The sequence below is a fragment of the Streptomyces sp. P3 genome (genome assembly GCF_003032475.1).
In the GTDB taxonomy this organism is placed as follows: Bacteria; Actinomycetota; Actinomycetes; order Streptomycetales; family Streptomycetaceae; genus Streptomyces.
On the sequence record NZ_CP028369.1, the window covers coordinates 7,182,048 to 7,198,567 of the forward strand.

The following is a 16,520-nucleotide window of genomic DNA, read 5'->3' on the forward strand; positions in this document are numbered from 1 at the left end:
GGGTGACCGGCTCGTCTTATCTCCGGCCTGGTCGAACTGGAACGTAAGTCCCGCTCACTTTCCTGCCGCTGCTCGACCCGACTGGCTGCTCGATGACCACGGACAGGTCACCGGCCACCTGTAGTTGGCCGAGTCGCTGCAAGCGGCCGGCAATGCTGACCGCACCCTCGTAGCGGCCGAAGGCCCCGAGCAAATCGAACGTCTTCTGGTCCAGTTCCTTGAGAATCCTGGCGCTGTCGCCTCCGGCCAGGGCACGGACCACGTCGTCGAAGGTCTCCCGTCGGCTCTCCAGCCACGCGTTGCTGGCAGAGATTCGGGTCACCCCGGGGGCATCGCGCAGTAGCAGGTCGGTGCCGTCGACGTGGTCGACAGCACCGACCGCCTGCCGGGCGGCGTGGTGATCCATGCGCGGGTCGGGTGTGCTCGCCGCGTCCTCGCTCAGCACGTAGCGCCCGCGCACGTCGAGGCCCTGGTGGATCAACTCGTCCACCGTCATGTCGATCTCGTAGCGGCTCTTCACCCCGACGATCACACCAGGGTGGTTCGAGGGACCGATGGTCCTGCTGTCCAGCCGGTATTCCGGATAGACGTGGAGCCTTCCGAGGGCCTCCTGACGCCGGCCGCGGACCGAAGGCTCAAGCAGATCCCTGCCCGCCAGGCGAGAGACGAACACCGGTGGGCTAAGCCGACGCACCTTGTACCCCCAGCCCAGCACCGACCGGAGCAACGCCTCCTGGACGAGACGCATGGTGAGGGACCGGTGATCGCGTGTCCGGAACGTTGTAGGCGTGCCGTAGACGTCGCTGTCGGCCTGCACGGGAATGCAGGCGATGCTTGTTCGTGTCTTGGCGACCACGTGGCTGTCGCCAAGCTTGGCTCGGAGGTCAGCGAGTTGCTCGGGTGACTCGAATTCGATCAGCCCACCCTTGAACTCGTCCGCCGAAAAGCGGACCGGCAGGAAGTTAAAAGCCAGCACCGGCGGATTCATTCTGCCCCCTTGCGTCCAAGCCCCATTCCCTCCCCGGCATCGAGGCGGTTACACGTCACGGCACCTCGTCACCAAGGTGCCCTTCACGCTCAGAGCATTGTGGCACCGGGGTATGACAACGGGCGGGGAAGAGCCGCTTGACCGGATCAATCACGTGATGCCGGTCAGCCGTAATCGCCACAACCGGAGCTCTCCTTGAGTTCTCCGTGTGCCCGCGAGCCGCGCCCCTGCCCTTGGCGGACCGCCACCTCATCCTGCGAGCGATACGGAACGATCCGTGTTGGGTGAACCCTCCCCGAACCTGCGCTCGGCGGCATACGCTGGCCAGCCAGTGCCGCCGTGATCACCGGGAGCCCCGGGAGGCGCGGCGGGAGGAAGGACAGCAGGACCGGGGCAGGCCGCCCGCCTGTACGCAAGCACCGGGCACTGTACCGACGCCGTCTGGGAGTGCGTGCTGTGGCCGGGCAGGGCCGCGTCGCCCGGCAGGGGGAGGGCCATGAACCGCTGGGTCGGCATCGTGTCGCTGCGCGAGACCGCGCCGCCGACACCCGTGCACCGCATCGCGCTCGCCATCGACGCCGCGCGGAACCGGACGTCGTACCAACTGGCCGGCCGGACGGTGCCGTATGCGCGGATGCGGTCGGCGCTGCGCACGCTCGGTCAGGAGCACGCGCGCCACCATGAGTGGGGGCGGTACGAGTACTGCGTCGACCTGGCCGGTGACTTCTTCGACGGCGGCCACCCCCCGACCGGCCTGCCTTCCTGGCTCACCAACAAACTCCAGAATCTCCTGGACGGCAGGTCCGGCACACCGCCGACGGGCGGGCGGAGGGCGCAGGCGGCCCCTCGGCGGGCTGTCTCGCGTCCTGTCCACCAGGGCCCGGCGTCCACCCGCCGGGGCCGGAACACACCCCCCGAAGCCGCACGCCCAGCCCGGCTGGCGCGGTCGGCCCCGCCCGCGACCGGACAGCTTCCGTCGCCCGAGCCGGTCCGGCCCTACTCCCGCGCCGAACGGCGGCTCGACGTCCACGACGTCACGTACCCGGCGCTTTGCGAGCCACCCGTGTCGCTGGTGGGCACGTACGGGCGAGAGGTCCGCGAGGTCGTGGGGAAGGCCGTGCGCGGATGGGACGCCAGCCCCGAGGTCACCGCCTGGCTCGGCCTGGCCGTCGAACACCGCAGTCACCTCTACGAGTGCCACCACGCCGCCCAGGTCACACCGCACGTGCTCGGCCTGCTCGACCGGCTCGGCGCCACCGCGCTCGATGTGATCCTGCTCGACGCTTACGCGCGATGGGCGACCCCTTGGAAGGCGGGCGAACAGTCGAGCGAACACGCCCGGCGACGCGCCGCCGCCGACCTCGCGCTCGGCGCGTGGGTTACCAAGCAGGGGCTGGTGCGCATGGGCGCGGGGGAGGCGCAACAGCCCGCCAGGTCCGTCTTCGAAGGAGTGGCCCGGCAGATCCTCGGCGTGCTCAGCCTCTGTGGCGAGCACGAGATCGCCCGGAGGCTGGTCGTCTCCGTGTGGCCCGACCTCGACCGCCCGTCCGCGGAGACGGGAGCCGATCCTGTCACTCTGGCGCATACGGCCTTCCACAAGGAAGGACTGACCTACGACTACGACGAGGAGGGCCCGGACCACCGCAAGGTCTTCCGCGCCGTCGTCCGCACCGGAACCGGCCGCACGGCGGAAGGCACCGGCCAGTCCAAGAAGGCGGCACGGGCGGCGGCGGCACGAGCCCTGCTCGACGCATACCCGCAGGTGGCCGCAGCGGCGGGCGCCGAGCGGAAGGCGGCACCCGCGACCCTGCCGGCCGCGTCGCCGCTGCCGTACGCGCAGCCGGGCAATCGGCACCGGGACGCGGTGAGCGACCTAGCGGCCATGTTCGAGCTCGGCCATCACGCGGACGGGCTCCTCGCCCAGGCCCTCACCCATGTCTCCTGGGTCCACGAGAACCAGGCAGCGGCGACCGCTGCCCGCCAGCGCGACAACCACCTGCTCGCCCACCACGGCTCGCACGTGGTGAACCACCTCGCCGCCCACGTTCGCGTCCGCCAGGCCCTCGCGCACAGCCTCACCCCCGACGAGGACGAGGCGCGCATCCTCACCGCCTCTGACGACGACACCGCGCGGCTCGGTGCGACCCTCCAGCTCGCGGAAGGGCTGCTGACGAGCCGTGGTGAGAGCGGACAGGGCCGCACAGCGGTGTCGGACGCCGCCCAGGCGGTCGTCGCCGCGGCCTGGCGCGTCCACGGGCCTCGGCTGCTTGGGCGCCGGCCCGCCGTCCTTGACGACTGGCTCTCCGGCCTGGAGCACCAGCACGACCCGGTGACCGTCCTCGCCGCCATGGCCACCATGTACGGCATCGAACACGAGTACACGTACGACGTCTCAGGGCCGGACCACCTGAAGAGCTTCACCGCCACGATCGGGCTGCGGGATGCTCGGGGCCGGGTCCACCGGTGGACCGAACCTCTGCCCGGAACCCCCGGAAAGCCGGAGGCGAAGAAGGCGACCGCCGAGGCCGTCCTCGACATCCTCGCCACCCCCGTCAACGGCGTCGTCGACGATCTCCCCGCCCCGGAACGGGGCCTGCTCGTCTTCCTCCTGCGCGCCCAGCTCGATGGCCTAGGCCGGCCGACGGAACGGCAACGCGCACGCATGCTCGCCCGCGGCGACCTAGGCACCGACCTCCTCACCACCGGCGACACCGAGGCGTTTCTTGCCTGGGCAGAACGCGTCTGCCCCCTGCTCGGGCCGGACGACACGGCCGTACCGGATGCGTTGCGCGAGCTGTACCGGAAGGTCCTCGACGACACGCGCATCGGGCCCGGCTCGCTCCTGCGCCGCATGGCCGCCAGCCCCGGACCCGACGCCGCGAGCGTGGTCCGGCGAAATGCGACGGACGCCGTACGGCGAGCGCTGAGCAGCGGGCCGCAGGCCGCCTCGGTCCGAGACATCGTGCAGGACTGGTGGCGCGACCAGGCCCCGGCCACCGGCGTCACGGTCCGCGACGACATGCGTCAGGACGTCTTCCGCCCGCTTCCCGTCCACCTCGGCGCGCTGGACGAGACCCTGACGTGGTGCGGCGAAGCCGCCGAGGCAGCCGGCACCCGCATCGACGTCGAGCTGACGGTTCAGGACGGCACGCTGCACGTGTGGCTCGGCCTCGACAAGGTGGACATTCGAGCGGCCTGCGACGATTTCGCCCGCCTGCTGTCCCACACCCTTCCGTTTACCGACTGCCTGGTCGGTGACGACCATGTACTGCTGCGCCTGCACGGCGATCTTGAGACGGCTCCCCTCCATCCCCTGGCCACAGCGGGCATGGATGCCTACGTCTCCGTGCCGCTTGATCGGCGGAGGCTCACCAGGGAAGTCATCGACGGGCCAATAGGAGCACAGGACGTGCAGCCGTACTCGTGAGCCCGGCCACCGGCCCCAACTGCCCCGTCGCCACCGCTCAGAGGACGGTCCTTGGCCCCGGTTCCAGTCGGCCGCTGGCCCAGGGGTAGTACGCCCATCCCTGGACGAGGATCGGGTTGAGGGAGTTCTCGTGCCCGTTCAGGCATTCGTTGAGCGCCCAGGTGGAGCGCTCGGGGTCGGCCGCCCGTTCCAGGAGCAGAGAGCTGGGTGTGGTGTCGGTGAGGGTCACCAGGCGTTCGACTTCGTGGGCTGCGACGACCGTGGTCGGGATGTCGGCGGTGGGTAGGTCGAGGTGAGGCAGGTTGGCGTTGGCGACGGGGAACGGTTCAAGGGTGACGATCAGTGCCTGTCGTGGACGGTCGGTCGGAATTTCGGCGAATGCCGGATGGCGCTGGTCGATCTGGGCCGAGGTGGCGTTGACCTGGCGGAAGGCGCGGGCGAGTTTGCTGTCGGTCTCGGCGACGCCAAGTTCCAGGCCGAGGCGGGCGTTCTCGGTCGGCATCATGGACTTGACCTCCACGAGCAGCACCAGGTCGTCGAAGACGACGAACCAGTCGACGCTTTGCAGTTCGTTCCGCTTGACCCGGTACGTGACCTCCGAGATGACATCGGCGTCCGGTATCAGGCGGAGCTGGCGGCCGACGTACTCCTCGAAGAGGTAGCCGGTCTCCTGCAGGAAGTCGGGTCCGAAGTGCTCGCGTCCTGTGTGGTATATACCGGCCGGCGTCGCTTTGCGCCAGACCAGCTGAGGCGAGGGGCACAGCAGGCCGGGTCCGAAGCCGGTGACCGCGGGCCGGCCGAGCAGCGGGTTGTAGGTGAAGCGGCGCAGCTGGGCCGCTTTGCCGCCAGCCACCTTCGCCAGGTTCTGCGTGGTTCGCTTCTCGGCTGCTTTGAGGGAGGCCACGTCGGTGGCGAAGTGGCGTTCGACGACGGGCAGCACCGTGTCCCGGCTCACGGCGCGGTTGAACTTCTCCCCATCGGGGCCGTCGTAGAACGCGGGATCGAAACGCCCGGCGTTCAACAGCGCACATCCCCACAGCAGCTGAGCGGTGCCGACGTAGTCGGGCAGCGGGCAGCCGAAGACTTCGGTGTCCCAGCCGGGGACTATGCAGCGGGGTTGCCGGCGTGCGGGGAACGGTGTGTGCAGGTACAGCGCGGCGGTACGGGCGAGAGTGGCGAACTCCGGGGTCTGGAAGGCCATCTGCTCGCCGCCCAGACGCATCATGAAGTCCCTCAGGCGGATCGGATCCTCGTCGGTACCGTGCAAGGTCGGTTCCTTCAAGCTGGAATACGCCGCGAGGATCTCCAGCAGGTCACGCTCGGTGGCTTCGGCCCTCTGGTGCTCGGTGCCGTATGCCAGGCAAACGCGGGCCGCATCAGCCAGAGCCCAGGGCGTGTACTTCAGAAAGGGGCTTTCCAGCCAGGGCTGTGGCCGCTCGGGCGTGCTGTAGCGAGCCGCCGCTGCAGCGATCAGGGGAAGCAGCGAGCTGGGACGATGACGCCGGATGCGCTGACGGTATTCGTCCTCCGTCACCAGCCGGTCATACAGGTACGCAGCCATCCCGCCATGATCCTCGCCGCAGATAGATTATTCGAGCGGTTTCTCCTGGTTGGTACTGCACGCGCGTATGTTCCGGGCAGCATCCGACTGGAGCGGATCGCCCGCTCTCGCGCCCGGCTCAAGTCAGGCTGTCGCCGACCCACGGTGGGTGGTTCGTGAGTCTTTGGGTCGTTCTTTGGTCGCCTGAGGGTGTGGGGTGTGGGTGGAATCCGCAGGATCGCGGTGCGGGCTCTGCTGGGGTTGGCGGGGTGAGTGAACGCAAGCCGCATCCCAGTGACTTATCGGCGAGCGGTGGTCGTTGATCGAGCCGATGATCATCACGTGGAAGGACCGGCACCGCTCGGTCTGCGGTCATCAAGGCGCCTACGGCATGCGGGAGATCGTGAACGCGATCCTCTACCAGGGGCGGACCGGCTGCCAATGGGCCTACCTCCACCACGACCTGCCGCAGAAGAACGCGACGTACTACTACTTCGCCGCCTGGCGGGACGACGGAACCGACTAAATCATCCATGAACTCCTGCGCCGCCTGGTCCGGGACTGCGAACGTCTTCCACGGCACGGAGCGCTTTCGGCGCGCGCCGGTGGATCTGCTTAATCCTGTGACAGATGGGGGTGGTTCGGGCAGCATCGGGCGTGATGGTTGCTCTTCGCTCCCGCCGTCTGGAGGGGCTCTTCGGAGCCCGGCTCGACGCGGTCTCGCACGCTCAGATCGCCACCCTGAGGACGAACGCGGTCTCTGAGTCCTACGACCTGGAGTTCAAGGGGGAGCTCTATGGCGGTAACGACAAGGCCAAGCGGGACTTGGCCGGTGACGTGGCGGCCCTGGCCAACACCGCCGGTGGAGTCCTGCTGCTGGGAGTTGCCGAAGACGACCAGGCCCGGGCGACAGAGCTCCCCGGGGTCGCGCTCAGCGACGCTGAGGTGTTGCGGATCCGAAACATCGTGGCCGACCAGGTCCACCCCCTGCCCGTCTTCGACGTTGAGCAGATCGAGGACCCGGACAAACCTGGTCATGGGATTCTGATGATCGCTGTGCCCCGCAGCCCCTCCGCTCCGCACGGAGTCCTGGTCAACCAGGGCCTGCGCTACCCGCGCCGCAATGGCGCCAGCATCATCTACCTGACGGAGGCCGAAGTGGCCGCCGCCTACCAGGACCGCTTCGCTCGTCGCCAGTCCCGCCACGACGACCTGCTCCGCTACGAGCGGGACCTGATCGGCCGCCTGGACGTGAGCGACCAGACGTACGTCGTTGTCACCCTGGTCCCGGACCTCAGTGGGGACTTCATCCTCGACACCAAGGCCCTGCGAGCCTTCCAGCAGGAAACCCGCGACAAGGACCTGCTCGTCATCCCGCGTGGTGCGTACGTCCGGCACGTCACGGTAGGCAGCCGCCGTCTGATGGCGCACGGTGGCTCCGAGCCCGCGACGGCCAAGTGGATCGCGTGCGAGTTCCACCAAAGCGGCGCCGGCACCTTCGCCGCCGTCGCCGCCAACCGCACCGACCTTGCCCGACCCGGCCAGGTGGATGAGAACACCACGGTCAGTCGGATCGAAGATGAGGACCTGGTCCTCGACATCTGGTCCGGACTCCGGCTCCTGGCTCGCCACGCACGGGACCGAGCTGCCGCAGGAGGCACTGCCACAGTCCGCGTGACCATCACCCCTGTCAACGCCGACCTTCCGGCCGAACTGCGTCACCCACGCGGACACGCCAATCTCGGCGGCAGTCTTGGCACTCACCAGGTGACCGAGCCACCCCAAGCGACTTCCGTCTTCGACATCGACGACCTAGCCGAAGACGGACCGGGCCTGATCGCGGCCACCTCCGTCCTCGCAGCTGGCCTGATCCAGCACTTCGGCTACCCGGAGACCCTCCAGATGACCACTGACGGCGTCATCCGGACCAAATACTGGAGTTCACAGCGCTACGGCCCTGGCGTGCAGCAGTGGGCCACTCAAGCCAACGTCGACATGACCGACGACACCGTTGACTGACTGTCGACCGCTGGCCAGAAGGGGCTTCTACGGTTGATCGGCGTGGCCTATCAGCGGCGTCCTCTAGGTTCGCACTGTGACAAACAATTGGACGAGTCTGTTCCTGGCTCCCTTCGATCCGGACCCGGACTCGTCGGGCCGTCGTTCCTACGGCGGGTCGACGGGCATACCAGCGGACTTGGACTGGAATTCACTGGACCGCATCTGCCGGGTCGTATCCCTACCCCACCGGTGCAGCCCTATCCGGCAGCAAGCAATACCCCGGCAAACCCGACGGCAGCGGCCCGGTTGTCGCAGGCAAACTGCTGGCCCGCAAGCGGCCGCACCTCATCCCCATCTACGACATCCGCATCAAGCAGCTGTTCGAGCGACCGAAGGCGGACCACTCCTTCTGGACCGCGCTGGCTGCGGCCCTGCGGGTAGACAACGGTGCCTTCCATGATCAGTTGGTCCATCTCCGCGATCAGGCGGGTATCGGTGAGGACATCGGCGTCCTGCGTGTGTTCGACGTCGTCGCCTGGATGCACCAAGGCCGGCAGGGTCAGGTCGCGACGAGTTGAGCTCTGAGGTGGAGTGTGGCGGGGAGGCGCATGCGGAGGCCGATGCCCCGAGGCGGGCGACGCTGAGCGCAGACTACTGAGCCCTGCCGGTGCCCGAAGAGCTCAAGCCGTGCCCGACGCTGTCGCCCGTCGAGAAGCAACTGCGGGAAAACCTCCCCGAGCAGTATCCCGGCTGGGTAAACCGATGGTCCGACTACGTCGAGGTGGACGGTGTGCCGACCGTGGGTCGGCGGGCAAGACCAAGACCTCAGCCGCTGGGCGGCCGGAGTCGAGTGCCGCGAGGTGACGACGCCGGCCCGCCACGCATGCCCGTGCGGGATGAGCCTGCAAGTCACCGACTCGGTGGGGAACCTTCCTCTCCGGAGGACTCGTCGGATTCGCCGTCGTGTGGCAGGACGTATTGTGCGGTCTTTGCCGCCATGTGGAGCGGGAGTGGAAGCCCTAGGGTCACGTTGTAGTCAGGCGCGCGGCGCAACTGGTGGGTGATGGCGGCCCAAGGTCCCGGCACGCTGGATTTCTCTGGCACGGCGACAACCGCGATCTCCAGTGCGGCCGGGTTCCATGCGTTGGTGCCCGTGTCGATGACGGGCTCCGGCTCTTTGTCCTCTTCATCCTCCGAGCGCTTCTTCTTCAGCGGGATCCGGGTGGCAATCTTCGAGGCGGTCTTCACCGCGTGCTTGGCTGTGTGGGGCTTTTCGCCGGTGCTGTAGTACACGCGGTGGTCGTCGTCGGCGCCCGGGTGGGCCCACAGGCCGCTCGCGAAGCCGTGATCGGCGGTGTCGTCGTCCGGGGCGAACCACTGGGGGGTTTCGTCGGATGCGTGGTCGCGTACCCGCACATGGCACAGATTCTCGCCGTACAGGGTGATGTGCTGGGCCGGGTTGGGGCCGAACTGGAGGGCGTCGGGGCGCAGTCGGCCGTTGGTCAGCCATGGCCAGTGCAGACGGGAGTTCTGCGCGTGCGAGAGCAGCAGGACGTGGCGGTCGCGCAGGCTGTAGAGCATCGCCCGGATGAACTGGGCCGTCTCGGCCCGTTGATCGTCCAGATCGGGAACCCAGGTCGTGGTGCGTTGTCTCTTTCCATCCTCGGCTTCCGGCCTCGGCGCGTCCTCCTCCCCGGTCGCTCCTGTGACTTCACCGTCCTCGCCGTCTTGGTCTTCCTCGTCGAACTCTTCATACTCGCCCGGGATCTCGGCGTGGCGGGCGAGAGAGAGCAGGAGTTCCGGGTACGGAATCCAGTCCCCACGATCGGGGTCCCACCCCATGACCGAGCTGTCGGCTGCGCTCATTTTGACGGCGACAGGGGAGGTGCGGCGTTTGCGGGTGGGCCCGTCGGCGCGGCGCTTGACCATCCACAGTGCGACGTACTCCAGGTCCTTGGGCAGTTCGTCCACACTGTGTTCCGGTGCCGTGCAGACGCCCAGTTGCCGAAGGACGTCGTTCCACGCCTGCAGGGCTCGGTGGGCGATGCTCTTCTTGGTGGCGGTGTTCCAGTGCGAGCTCGGCAAGGTGATGAACTTTGTCAACCGTCCGGCATCGGCATACCCGAGGCGTACGGCGAACTTGGGGTCCACGAAGTCGGGCCGGAAGGACTTCGGGTGGCCGATCTCGACCACGACGGCCTGGACGTCTGGTCGTTCGTCGCGCTCGCACAGTTCGGCGATCTCTCGCCGGCGGGCACTGATCGCTGTGGTGAGGGTCTTTCGTTTCGGCTGGCCGTCGGGGAAGTCGAGCCGGGCGGCGACGACACCGGCGTCTTCCAGGTACAGGCGCACCGTCAGCTCTGGTGTCGTCCAGGTACGTACGGCCTTGTCCGTTCCGCCCGGGCCGTCCAGGCCCAACAAGACTGCCAGTTGCTCGATCAGGGCGCCACGCGTGCGGTCGTTCTGCCAGCGCGCTTCGACGATCAGGGGCCGGCCGTCGAGTACCCGTGCCAGGGCGGCGCGTCGTTCGTTGTGGCCTTTCCGCTCCAACTCGACCTTCTGGAGGGCGCGTTCCTCCCTCGTCTTGGCTGTCGGAGTCTTGGGGAGATTGCGTGGGAGGACTGGAAATCGGCTGCGGGTGAAGTCGCCGAGCTGGGTGAGGTGAGGCAGCAACGCCCCGGCTGCCCAGTCGGTAAGGGGGGAACGGTCGCGCGGCATGAGACCGGTGCCGACGCCATGGCCGCCCATCGACGTGGCATGCACGACGCTGATCTGGATGCCTTCCTTCCCGGGGATCCAGGCGTCGGGGTTCTCCTGCACTGCCGCTGCGTTCGGGAGTTCGCGAGAGAACCGGAGGCTGCTGAGCATGCCTTGGGGGCCTCCGCGCGTCCACTGGGGCAGGGACGTGTTGCGGTCGATGGCCAGTCGGCACACCGAGAGCCGTCCGGTTCCTGTCGACTGCCCTAGCCAGGGCGTTTGCGCGAGCAGGTACGCCGACACGGCCCGCCGATACGGTACGGGCACGGGCCCACCGGTGCGCCAGCGGCGAACTCCCGTGCGGACATGGAGGCGGAAGTCGCCGGCGAAGGGCACGGTCTGCACGGTGAGCGTGATGACGAACGAGAACTTCCACCACATTCCATCGTCGTCCTGGTGGTCACGCGGCGGCCAGGAGACGAGCTCGGCGCCGCGTTCGGCGGCGGCGATTTTGAACGTCATCTCGACGCCCTCGAAGCGGTAGGGATCCAGTTTCGCGATGCTCTGTGCGAGGGCGTCGGGCAGGAGCTGGTGGATCAGCGGGTCCGGCTCGAAGGTGCCGCCGGGCGAGGTTGTGCCCGCGAAGAGGTCGACGGTGTGTGGCTGCCAGGTCAGCCCAGCCACGTCCAGTGAGGCGCTGAGCTTGGTGGCCCGTTCGGTGATGTCCGGGTACTTCTTACGGGTGCGCGGGGAGTGCAGGTCACGGATCCAGGCGTGGATGAGCTGCCGCATGACAGGGAGCGGAAGCGGCGTTTCTGCGTACAGCCATGGGGTGTTGTCGTCGAGTGTGGCGCCGCGCGCGACACACAGCAGGTCGGGTGCCACGGCACGGATGACCTCGTTGAGCCTGCGGATAGGTACCTGGTTGATCCTTTTCGGTTCGCGTTTGCCGATCCGGTAGAAGTCCAGTACCTCGGCCCGCCACGAGGCGGGGAAGGCGAGTCCGTGGGTCTGGCGGATGAAGTCCGTGCCGCGGGCGGGCTCGAACGCGGTGAATCTGACGGTGGGGTAGGAGGGCACGTGTGGAGGTCCCTTCGTGTACAGGGGTAAGGGAATGGCCGTGCGGTTCAGTCGGTCGGGTCCGGGGCGGAAGGGACGATGCCGGCGAGCGCGGTGTGTAGGGGTTCGTACAGGGCTTTGACGAGGGCCCGGTCCAGAGCAGTGATCGGTACAGCGCCGGGGGTCGTCTCGTCGGCCGGGGGCGGAGCGAGGTAAGGGTCCAGGACGTGCCGCATGGCGAGCAGGAGACTCGTCCGCCAGGTATCTGGCACCGTCTTGCCTGCGGCGGCCCGGGTGGCGAATGGAGCGTCGACGAAGACGACGCGGGCGGGGACGCCGCCGCGCACGAGACGGCCGATGACCTGCCAGATGACGACCAACTGGTCCCAGGTGAAGGAGATCTTCTCGTCCTCGTTCAGCCGGCTCCAGGCCAGAGGATGGTTGAGCAGGTGTCGCCACCGTGCGCGGGCAAGGGTGCGGAATTGGGCGCCGGCCTTGTCCAGGCTCGGTTGTGCGCGGACGAACTCATCGAAAGTGCCGTCGCGTTGCAGGCGTGCCGCCCAGTCGTTGACGGCCTGCACGGCGAGGCCGATGTCGTCGGGGCGGGGGTGGGGGCGGGCCAGGAAGAACACCGAGCCGATCGCGGCGACTCCTCGGTCGAGGATGTTGTGGCCGCGTTCGACTGCGAGCAGGGGAGCCACCAGGATCTCCATGCCGGTTGAGGCGAAATTGGCCACGTCGCCGCGGCGCAGGGCTACGACCGTGCCGCCGTCGGGGCCCATGGCCGGGCTGGAGTAGAACGCGGGCTCCTCGTCCGCGTCGTCGGCGACCAGGCGGCACACCTTTCCGGCCCACCGGGGGATGCGGTTGAGGATGTCCGCCGCGCGACGTGCCTCGTCGTAGGAGCCCGTCAGTACGAGGAGCCGTTCGCGCCGTTCGTTGTTCACGGCGGCGAGTTCCTGTTCGAACACGCTGGGTTTGCCGTCGGTGCCGCGACGGGCCAGCCGGTCCAGCATGTGTTCGAGGACGAGGGGGCGCAGGTGGGGTTTGGTGCCGGACAGCTTGAGGGGGCGGCCGTCTGGACCGGTCAGGAAGCGGGTGGTGAAGACGGTCTCGTTGATGGCGGCGCGTTCCGCCGGCGGGGGCTTGAGGAGGGCTCCTACCTCGGTGAGCACGTGGTAGCGGGTGGAGCGGCCGGCCCAGCTGGTGCCCGACATGAGCAGCACGTTCGGTCCGGGAAGACCGTCCGCGATGGTCAACTCCGGCAGTTGGAGGAGGAGTTCGCGACCATTTCCGGCGCAGCGAAAGAAGCGCAGTTCGCCGCTGCGCAGCTGTCCCAGGCTTGCGTCCTCGGACAGGAACTGAAAGCCGAGGATGTTGCCCATGGGTGATTCGGGGACCAACGGCCGGTAGTCCTCGGGCGGGCGGCGGGACAGCACGTTGCTCGATGCCCCGAAGTTCAAGGCGGCCTCGACCCCCGGCCATAGCTCCGTCAGCAGGTCGAGCCGGGTGTGCAGGGCGGACAGCAGGAGGGTGAATTCGAAGCGCAGCACCTGCTCTTTCACGCTGTCGGGGCTTTCCAGCACGGCGTCCCCTGCAAGCGAGAGCAGTTCTCGCTCGACCAGGCGGCGGGCGTTGCGGGGGCGGATGGCGTGCAGAAGCTGACGGGTAAGTCGCACCAGCGAGTCGACCTGAGGGTCGCGTGGTTCGCGGTCGCCGAGCGGGTCGTCGCGGAACGCGTCAAGGACCGCCACGACGGCGTCGCGTCGCGCGTCGCCTGAGGAGTCTGGTGTGACCGGCTGACGGGTTTCGGGAGGTTGCGTCTCCTCGTCTCCGTCGGCGGCCTGCCCGATGTCCTCGTCCCATTCGGGGGCGGGCTGGTCGGGGGTGTCGGCCGGATCGGTGTCGGCGTCGGAGGGCTTGCCGAACCAGTCCGAGATGAGTTTGAACTGGAGGGTCCACGAGCTGAAGTAGTCGGCCTCGACCCAGTCGCGCAGGCTCCGGTGGCCCAGCAGCATGTGGTAAATGCGGTCAGCGGCGACCGTGACGGTGTGCAGGGCCGCCGTCCACTCCATGACGGTGGAGTTGGACAGTTGGATGCGTCCGCCGCGCGCCAGTTCGTCGATCTTGTGCTGGTGGATCTCGTCGAGCCAGGAGTTGGGCGTGCGCCCAGTGAGCACGGCGGCGGGGGCGAACATGGTGTCCAGCTGCATCTGCACGCGGTCGGCCTCGTCGACGACAATCAAGTCGCTGCGCCGGCAGGCGAGTTCGAGGAAGCGAATGCGCTCCTCGTTTTGGTGGGCGGGTACGGCGCTGTGGACCAGGGCAGCGGGGGTGGCGACCCAGATGTCCGCGGCGACGAGCTCACGGGCACCGTGATGACGCGGGCATCGGTGCCATAGAGGGCAGCCGTGGCGTTTGCGCAGGTTCGGGGCTGGCGTGTCCTGCGATCCGTCAGTGGCCAGAGCGGTGAGCGGGCGTTGAGCTGGCCGCCGTTTGGGCGGGAAGAGCTGCGTGCAGGGAGCGGCCCGGTAGGCGAGTGGCTCCGCTGCCTCGACTCCGCGCAGGGCATCGAGCGGGCAGGCCGTGCTGAGGTAGTCGAGGCTCAGCGCGTCGTGGGTGAGCAGGGAGGTGCCGCCGTCCTGTGCGGCGAGGCGGCGGTGGGTGCGCTGCAGATGCTGCTCGCGTGTGGTCACCCCCAGGACGGGAGCCGCCTTGAGGCCGAGCGCGGTGAACAGGGACACGAGGTGCAGGGCCTCGGCGACATCGCCCACCACCAAGGTGACGCGTTTGTCGTGGGTGGCCGCCCAGACTGCGAGGATGTCCCGCAGGGTGCTCTTTCCGGCACCGACCATGCCGAGCAGATGCAGCATCCGGTCGATCCGCAGCACCTCGTGCTCCGGTGCGAAGTCGCCCGACTCGGGCTTGCGGACGCACAGTTCGACCCGTTCCAGTCTGTGCCGCCAGTCGCCGCCGTCGGGGTCGTCGGGGCCGCGCAGCTGGTCCTCCATCCACGTGGCGGTTGCGAGGAGTTCCTCCCAGGGGGCCTCCAGTGGCTTGCCGTCCGGGGCGGCCGATGATCCGAGAGCGTGGGGCGTCGCTTCCTCGGCGGGCAGTTCTTTGGGCAGCTCCACCGAGGTCCAGGTGCGGCTTTCCAGAAAGCGCCATGCGCCGGGCTCGGCCAGTGGCAGCGACCGGGTCTGGTAGGGCGGGGCCGCGGCGAGGGCCTGGGCGTAGATGGCCCACCGGTGGTGGGCGATGGACACGCTCCGCCGCCGGGGGGTGTCGTCCTTGCCGGCGAGATGGAAGCCGCGCAGCTCGGGCGGGAGCGTCAGATAGGTGTCGAGGGACTGGGTCCACATGCGGCGCCGACGCAGCGGCCACAGCAGGTGGCGGCCGATGCGCAGCATGCGCTGCTGTGCGGGCGTTTGGGCGTGTCCGAGTGCGGCGGCGAAGGGGTATCCGCCGAAGAGGGTCCAGCCGGCCTGTGCGGGATGCCCGGGCAGCAGCTGTTCCACCAGGCAGAGCCCGAGTTCGACTTCGCACAACCGGGCTGCCGCGAGGTCCGGCTGGGGATCGTCGGCGAAGTACGGAAGAAGGCTCGCGATGAGATCGTCGCGCCACTGCTTTTGGTCACGCATCGGCGTCCTCCGCCTGGTCGTCGGCGAACGGCCCGCCGGGGCCGTCGGCCAGGGTGGTTCGGATCCTTGCCATGAGCTGCCGGTGGCTGAGCACGGTCGTCGACTTGCGTACCTCGGCCCTCAGGTACCGGCGGACTACGGACACGTAGTCGCGGCGCAAGGCGATCCGGTGGTCGGGTACGAGGAGAAACGCCTCGTCGTAGGGAGGATCTTTGGGCAGCGGCCCGGCGTTGCGGCCGAGAAGCGCGGGGTTGGCCCAGTCCTTGACATCGACGGCCCATACTCGCCCGTCCGGCAGCGGGATCCGCAGGTCGTATGCGTCGTAGTTCGGCCACAGCTCAGGGGTGAGGCGAAGGCGCAACAGGGCCCGCTCCAGGCGCAGTTCGGCGACCCCGGGGGAGGTGACGAACAGGCGCAAAGGCCGGGTGAGTAGCAGCACGCCGCCGCCCTCGAGCTCGTCGTACGCGGGGCCGACGGGCGCGTCACCCTGGTGCCGGCAGCGCGCGTTCTCGCACCACCAGCCGCCCTCCCGCATGGGGGCGAGCAGGGTGTGGCAGCGCCGGCACGACGTGAACCGGCCCCCGCGGGCCCAGCCGATGGGGGCCGGCAGGTAGATCTGCTGGAGCAGTCCGTCGAGTGGGGTGAAGGCCGGCTCCAGCGCGATCTCGGCGGCCTTGTCCCGAGTGAGCACGGGATGTTCGATGAGCAGGCGCCGGAAGGCCACGTAACTGGCCGGGGCGTTGGCGCTGCGGCAGCGGTCCATCGCCAGGCCGATCAGGGCCCGGTCGATCTGCTCGGTCGCCGAGTCGGGCCGGTCGACGGCCCACTCGTAGCACAGGTCCGTGGGCACGCAGGCGTCCTCGTCGATGAGGCGGTCTTCCGAGCCCGCCAGACCGTCGGGGAGGTCCAGCGGCCACTCGGTCACCGGCCGCTGGCGACACCACACGAGCAGGTCGCTGACGCTCAGGGGTGGGTCGGCGCCGCGCAGCAGGCAGGCCAGCACGGTGCGGTCCAGGGCGCGTTGTGCCTCGTCCGGGTAGGGGAGGGTGAAGGTACCGAGGTCGGACAGGGCATCCAGATCGAGGACGGCGGAGGCCACGGTGCGCAGCAGAGTCAGACCCTGGTGCGGGACAAGCGCGGAGTCATCGGGGGGCACGGTGGTCCGTT

8 protein-coding genes and 1 pseudogene are annotated in these 16,520 nt (G+C 68.7%); 4 read left to right on the forward strand and 5 right to left on the reverse strand.

The window, feature by feature from the left end; genetic code table 11:
• Positions 1 to 16: 16 nt before the first annotated feature.
• Positions 17 to 988 carry a hypothetical protein gene (locus C6376_RS44560; protein WP_173985771.1) on the reverse strand — a complete coding sequence of 324 codons (972 nt, stop codon included), beginning with the start codon at positions 986 to 988 and terminating at the stop codon, positions 17 to 19.
• 496 nt (positions 989 to 1,484) lie between these two features.
• Here C6376_RS44560 and C6376_RS31515 point away from each other — a divergent pair, with 496 nt between their 5' ends.
• A complete protein-coding gene (locus C6376_RS31515) occupies positions 1,485 to 4,415 on the forward strand; it encodes a putative dsRNA-binding protein (protein WP_254076147.1) in 2,931 nt (976 codons plus the stop codon).
• A 37-nt stretch (positions 4,416 to 4,452) separates the two neighbouring features.
• On the opposite strand, the gene C6376_RS31525 is transcribed toward C6376_RS31515, so the two are convergent.
• The gene (locus C6376_RS31525; protein WP_107446499.1) at positions 4,453 to 5,976 is read right to left on the reverse strand and encodes a hypothetical protein; all 1,524 of its coding nucleotides are present in this window, start codon (positions 5,974 to 5,976) and stop codon (positions 4,453 to 4,455) included.
• A 248-nt stretch (positions 5,977 to 6,224) separates the two neighbouring features.
• On the opposite strand from C6376_RS31525, the pseudogene C6376_RS31530 reads away from it, so the two are divergent.
• The 3 genes and pseudogenes from C6376_RS31530 to C6376_RS45705 all read left to right on the forward strand — a co-directional run.
• Positions 6,225 to 6,478 (forward strand): annotated as a pseudogene (locus tag C6376_RS31530) (transposase); the annotation flags it as partial.
• A 137-nt stretch (positions 6,479 to 6,615) separates the two neighbouring features.
• Positions 6,616 to 7,974, forward strand: coding sequence for a helix-turn-helix domain-containing protein (locus C6376_RS31535; RefSeq protein WP_159083315.1), 1,359 nt, complete (start codon positions 6,616 to 6,618; stop codon positions 7,972 to 7,974).
• Between the two features lie 329 nt (positions 7,975 to 8,303).
• The gene (locus C6376_RS45705; protein ID WP_367881091.1) at positions 8,304 to 8,534 is read left to right on the forward strand and encodes a DUF6308 family protein; all 231 of its coding nucleotides are present in this window, start codon (positions 8,304 to 8,306) and stop codon (positions 8,532 to 8,534) included.
• Between the two features lie 331 nt (positions 8,535 to 8,865).
• Here C6376_RS45705 and C6376_RS31545 read toward each other — a convergent pair whose 3' ends face one another.
• From C6376_RS31545 to C6376_RS31555, 3 genes are read right to left on the reverse strand one after another with little or no spacing between them, the layout of a single operon-like run.
• Positions 8,866 to 11,733, reverse strand: coding sequence for a DUF3962 domain-containing protein (locus tag C6376_RS31545; RefSeq protein ID WP_107446501.1), 2,868 nt, complete (start codon positions 11,731 to 11,733; stop codon positions 8,866 to 8,868).
• A 47-nt stretch (positions 11,734 to 11,780) separates the two neighbouring features.
• Positions 11,781 to 15,353 carry a signal recognition particle gene (locus C6376_RS31550; RefSeq protein WP_107446502.1) on the reverse strand — a complete coding sequence of 1,191 codons (3,573 nt, stop codon included), beginning with the start codon at positions 15,351 to 15,353 and terminating at the stop codon, positions 11,781 to 11,783.
• Positions 15,346 to 16,509, reverse strand: a complete 1,164-nt coding sequence (locus C6376_RS31555) for a hypothetical protein (RefSeq protein ID WP_159083317.1) — start codon at positions 16,507 to 16,509, stop codon at positions 15,346 to 15,348. The genes C6376_RS31550 and C6376_RS31555 overlap by 8 nt, the downstream gene beginning before the upstream one ends.
• Between the last annotated feature and the right edge of the window lie 11 nt (positions 16,510 to 16,520).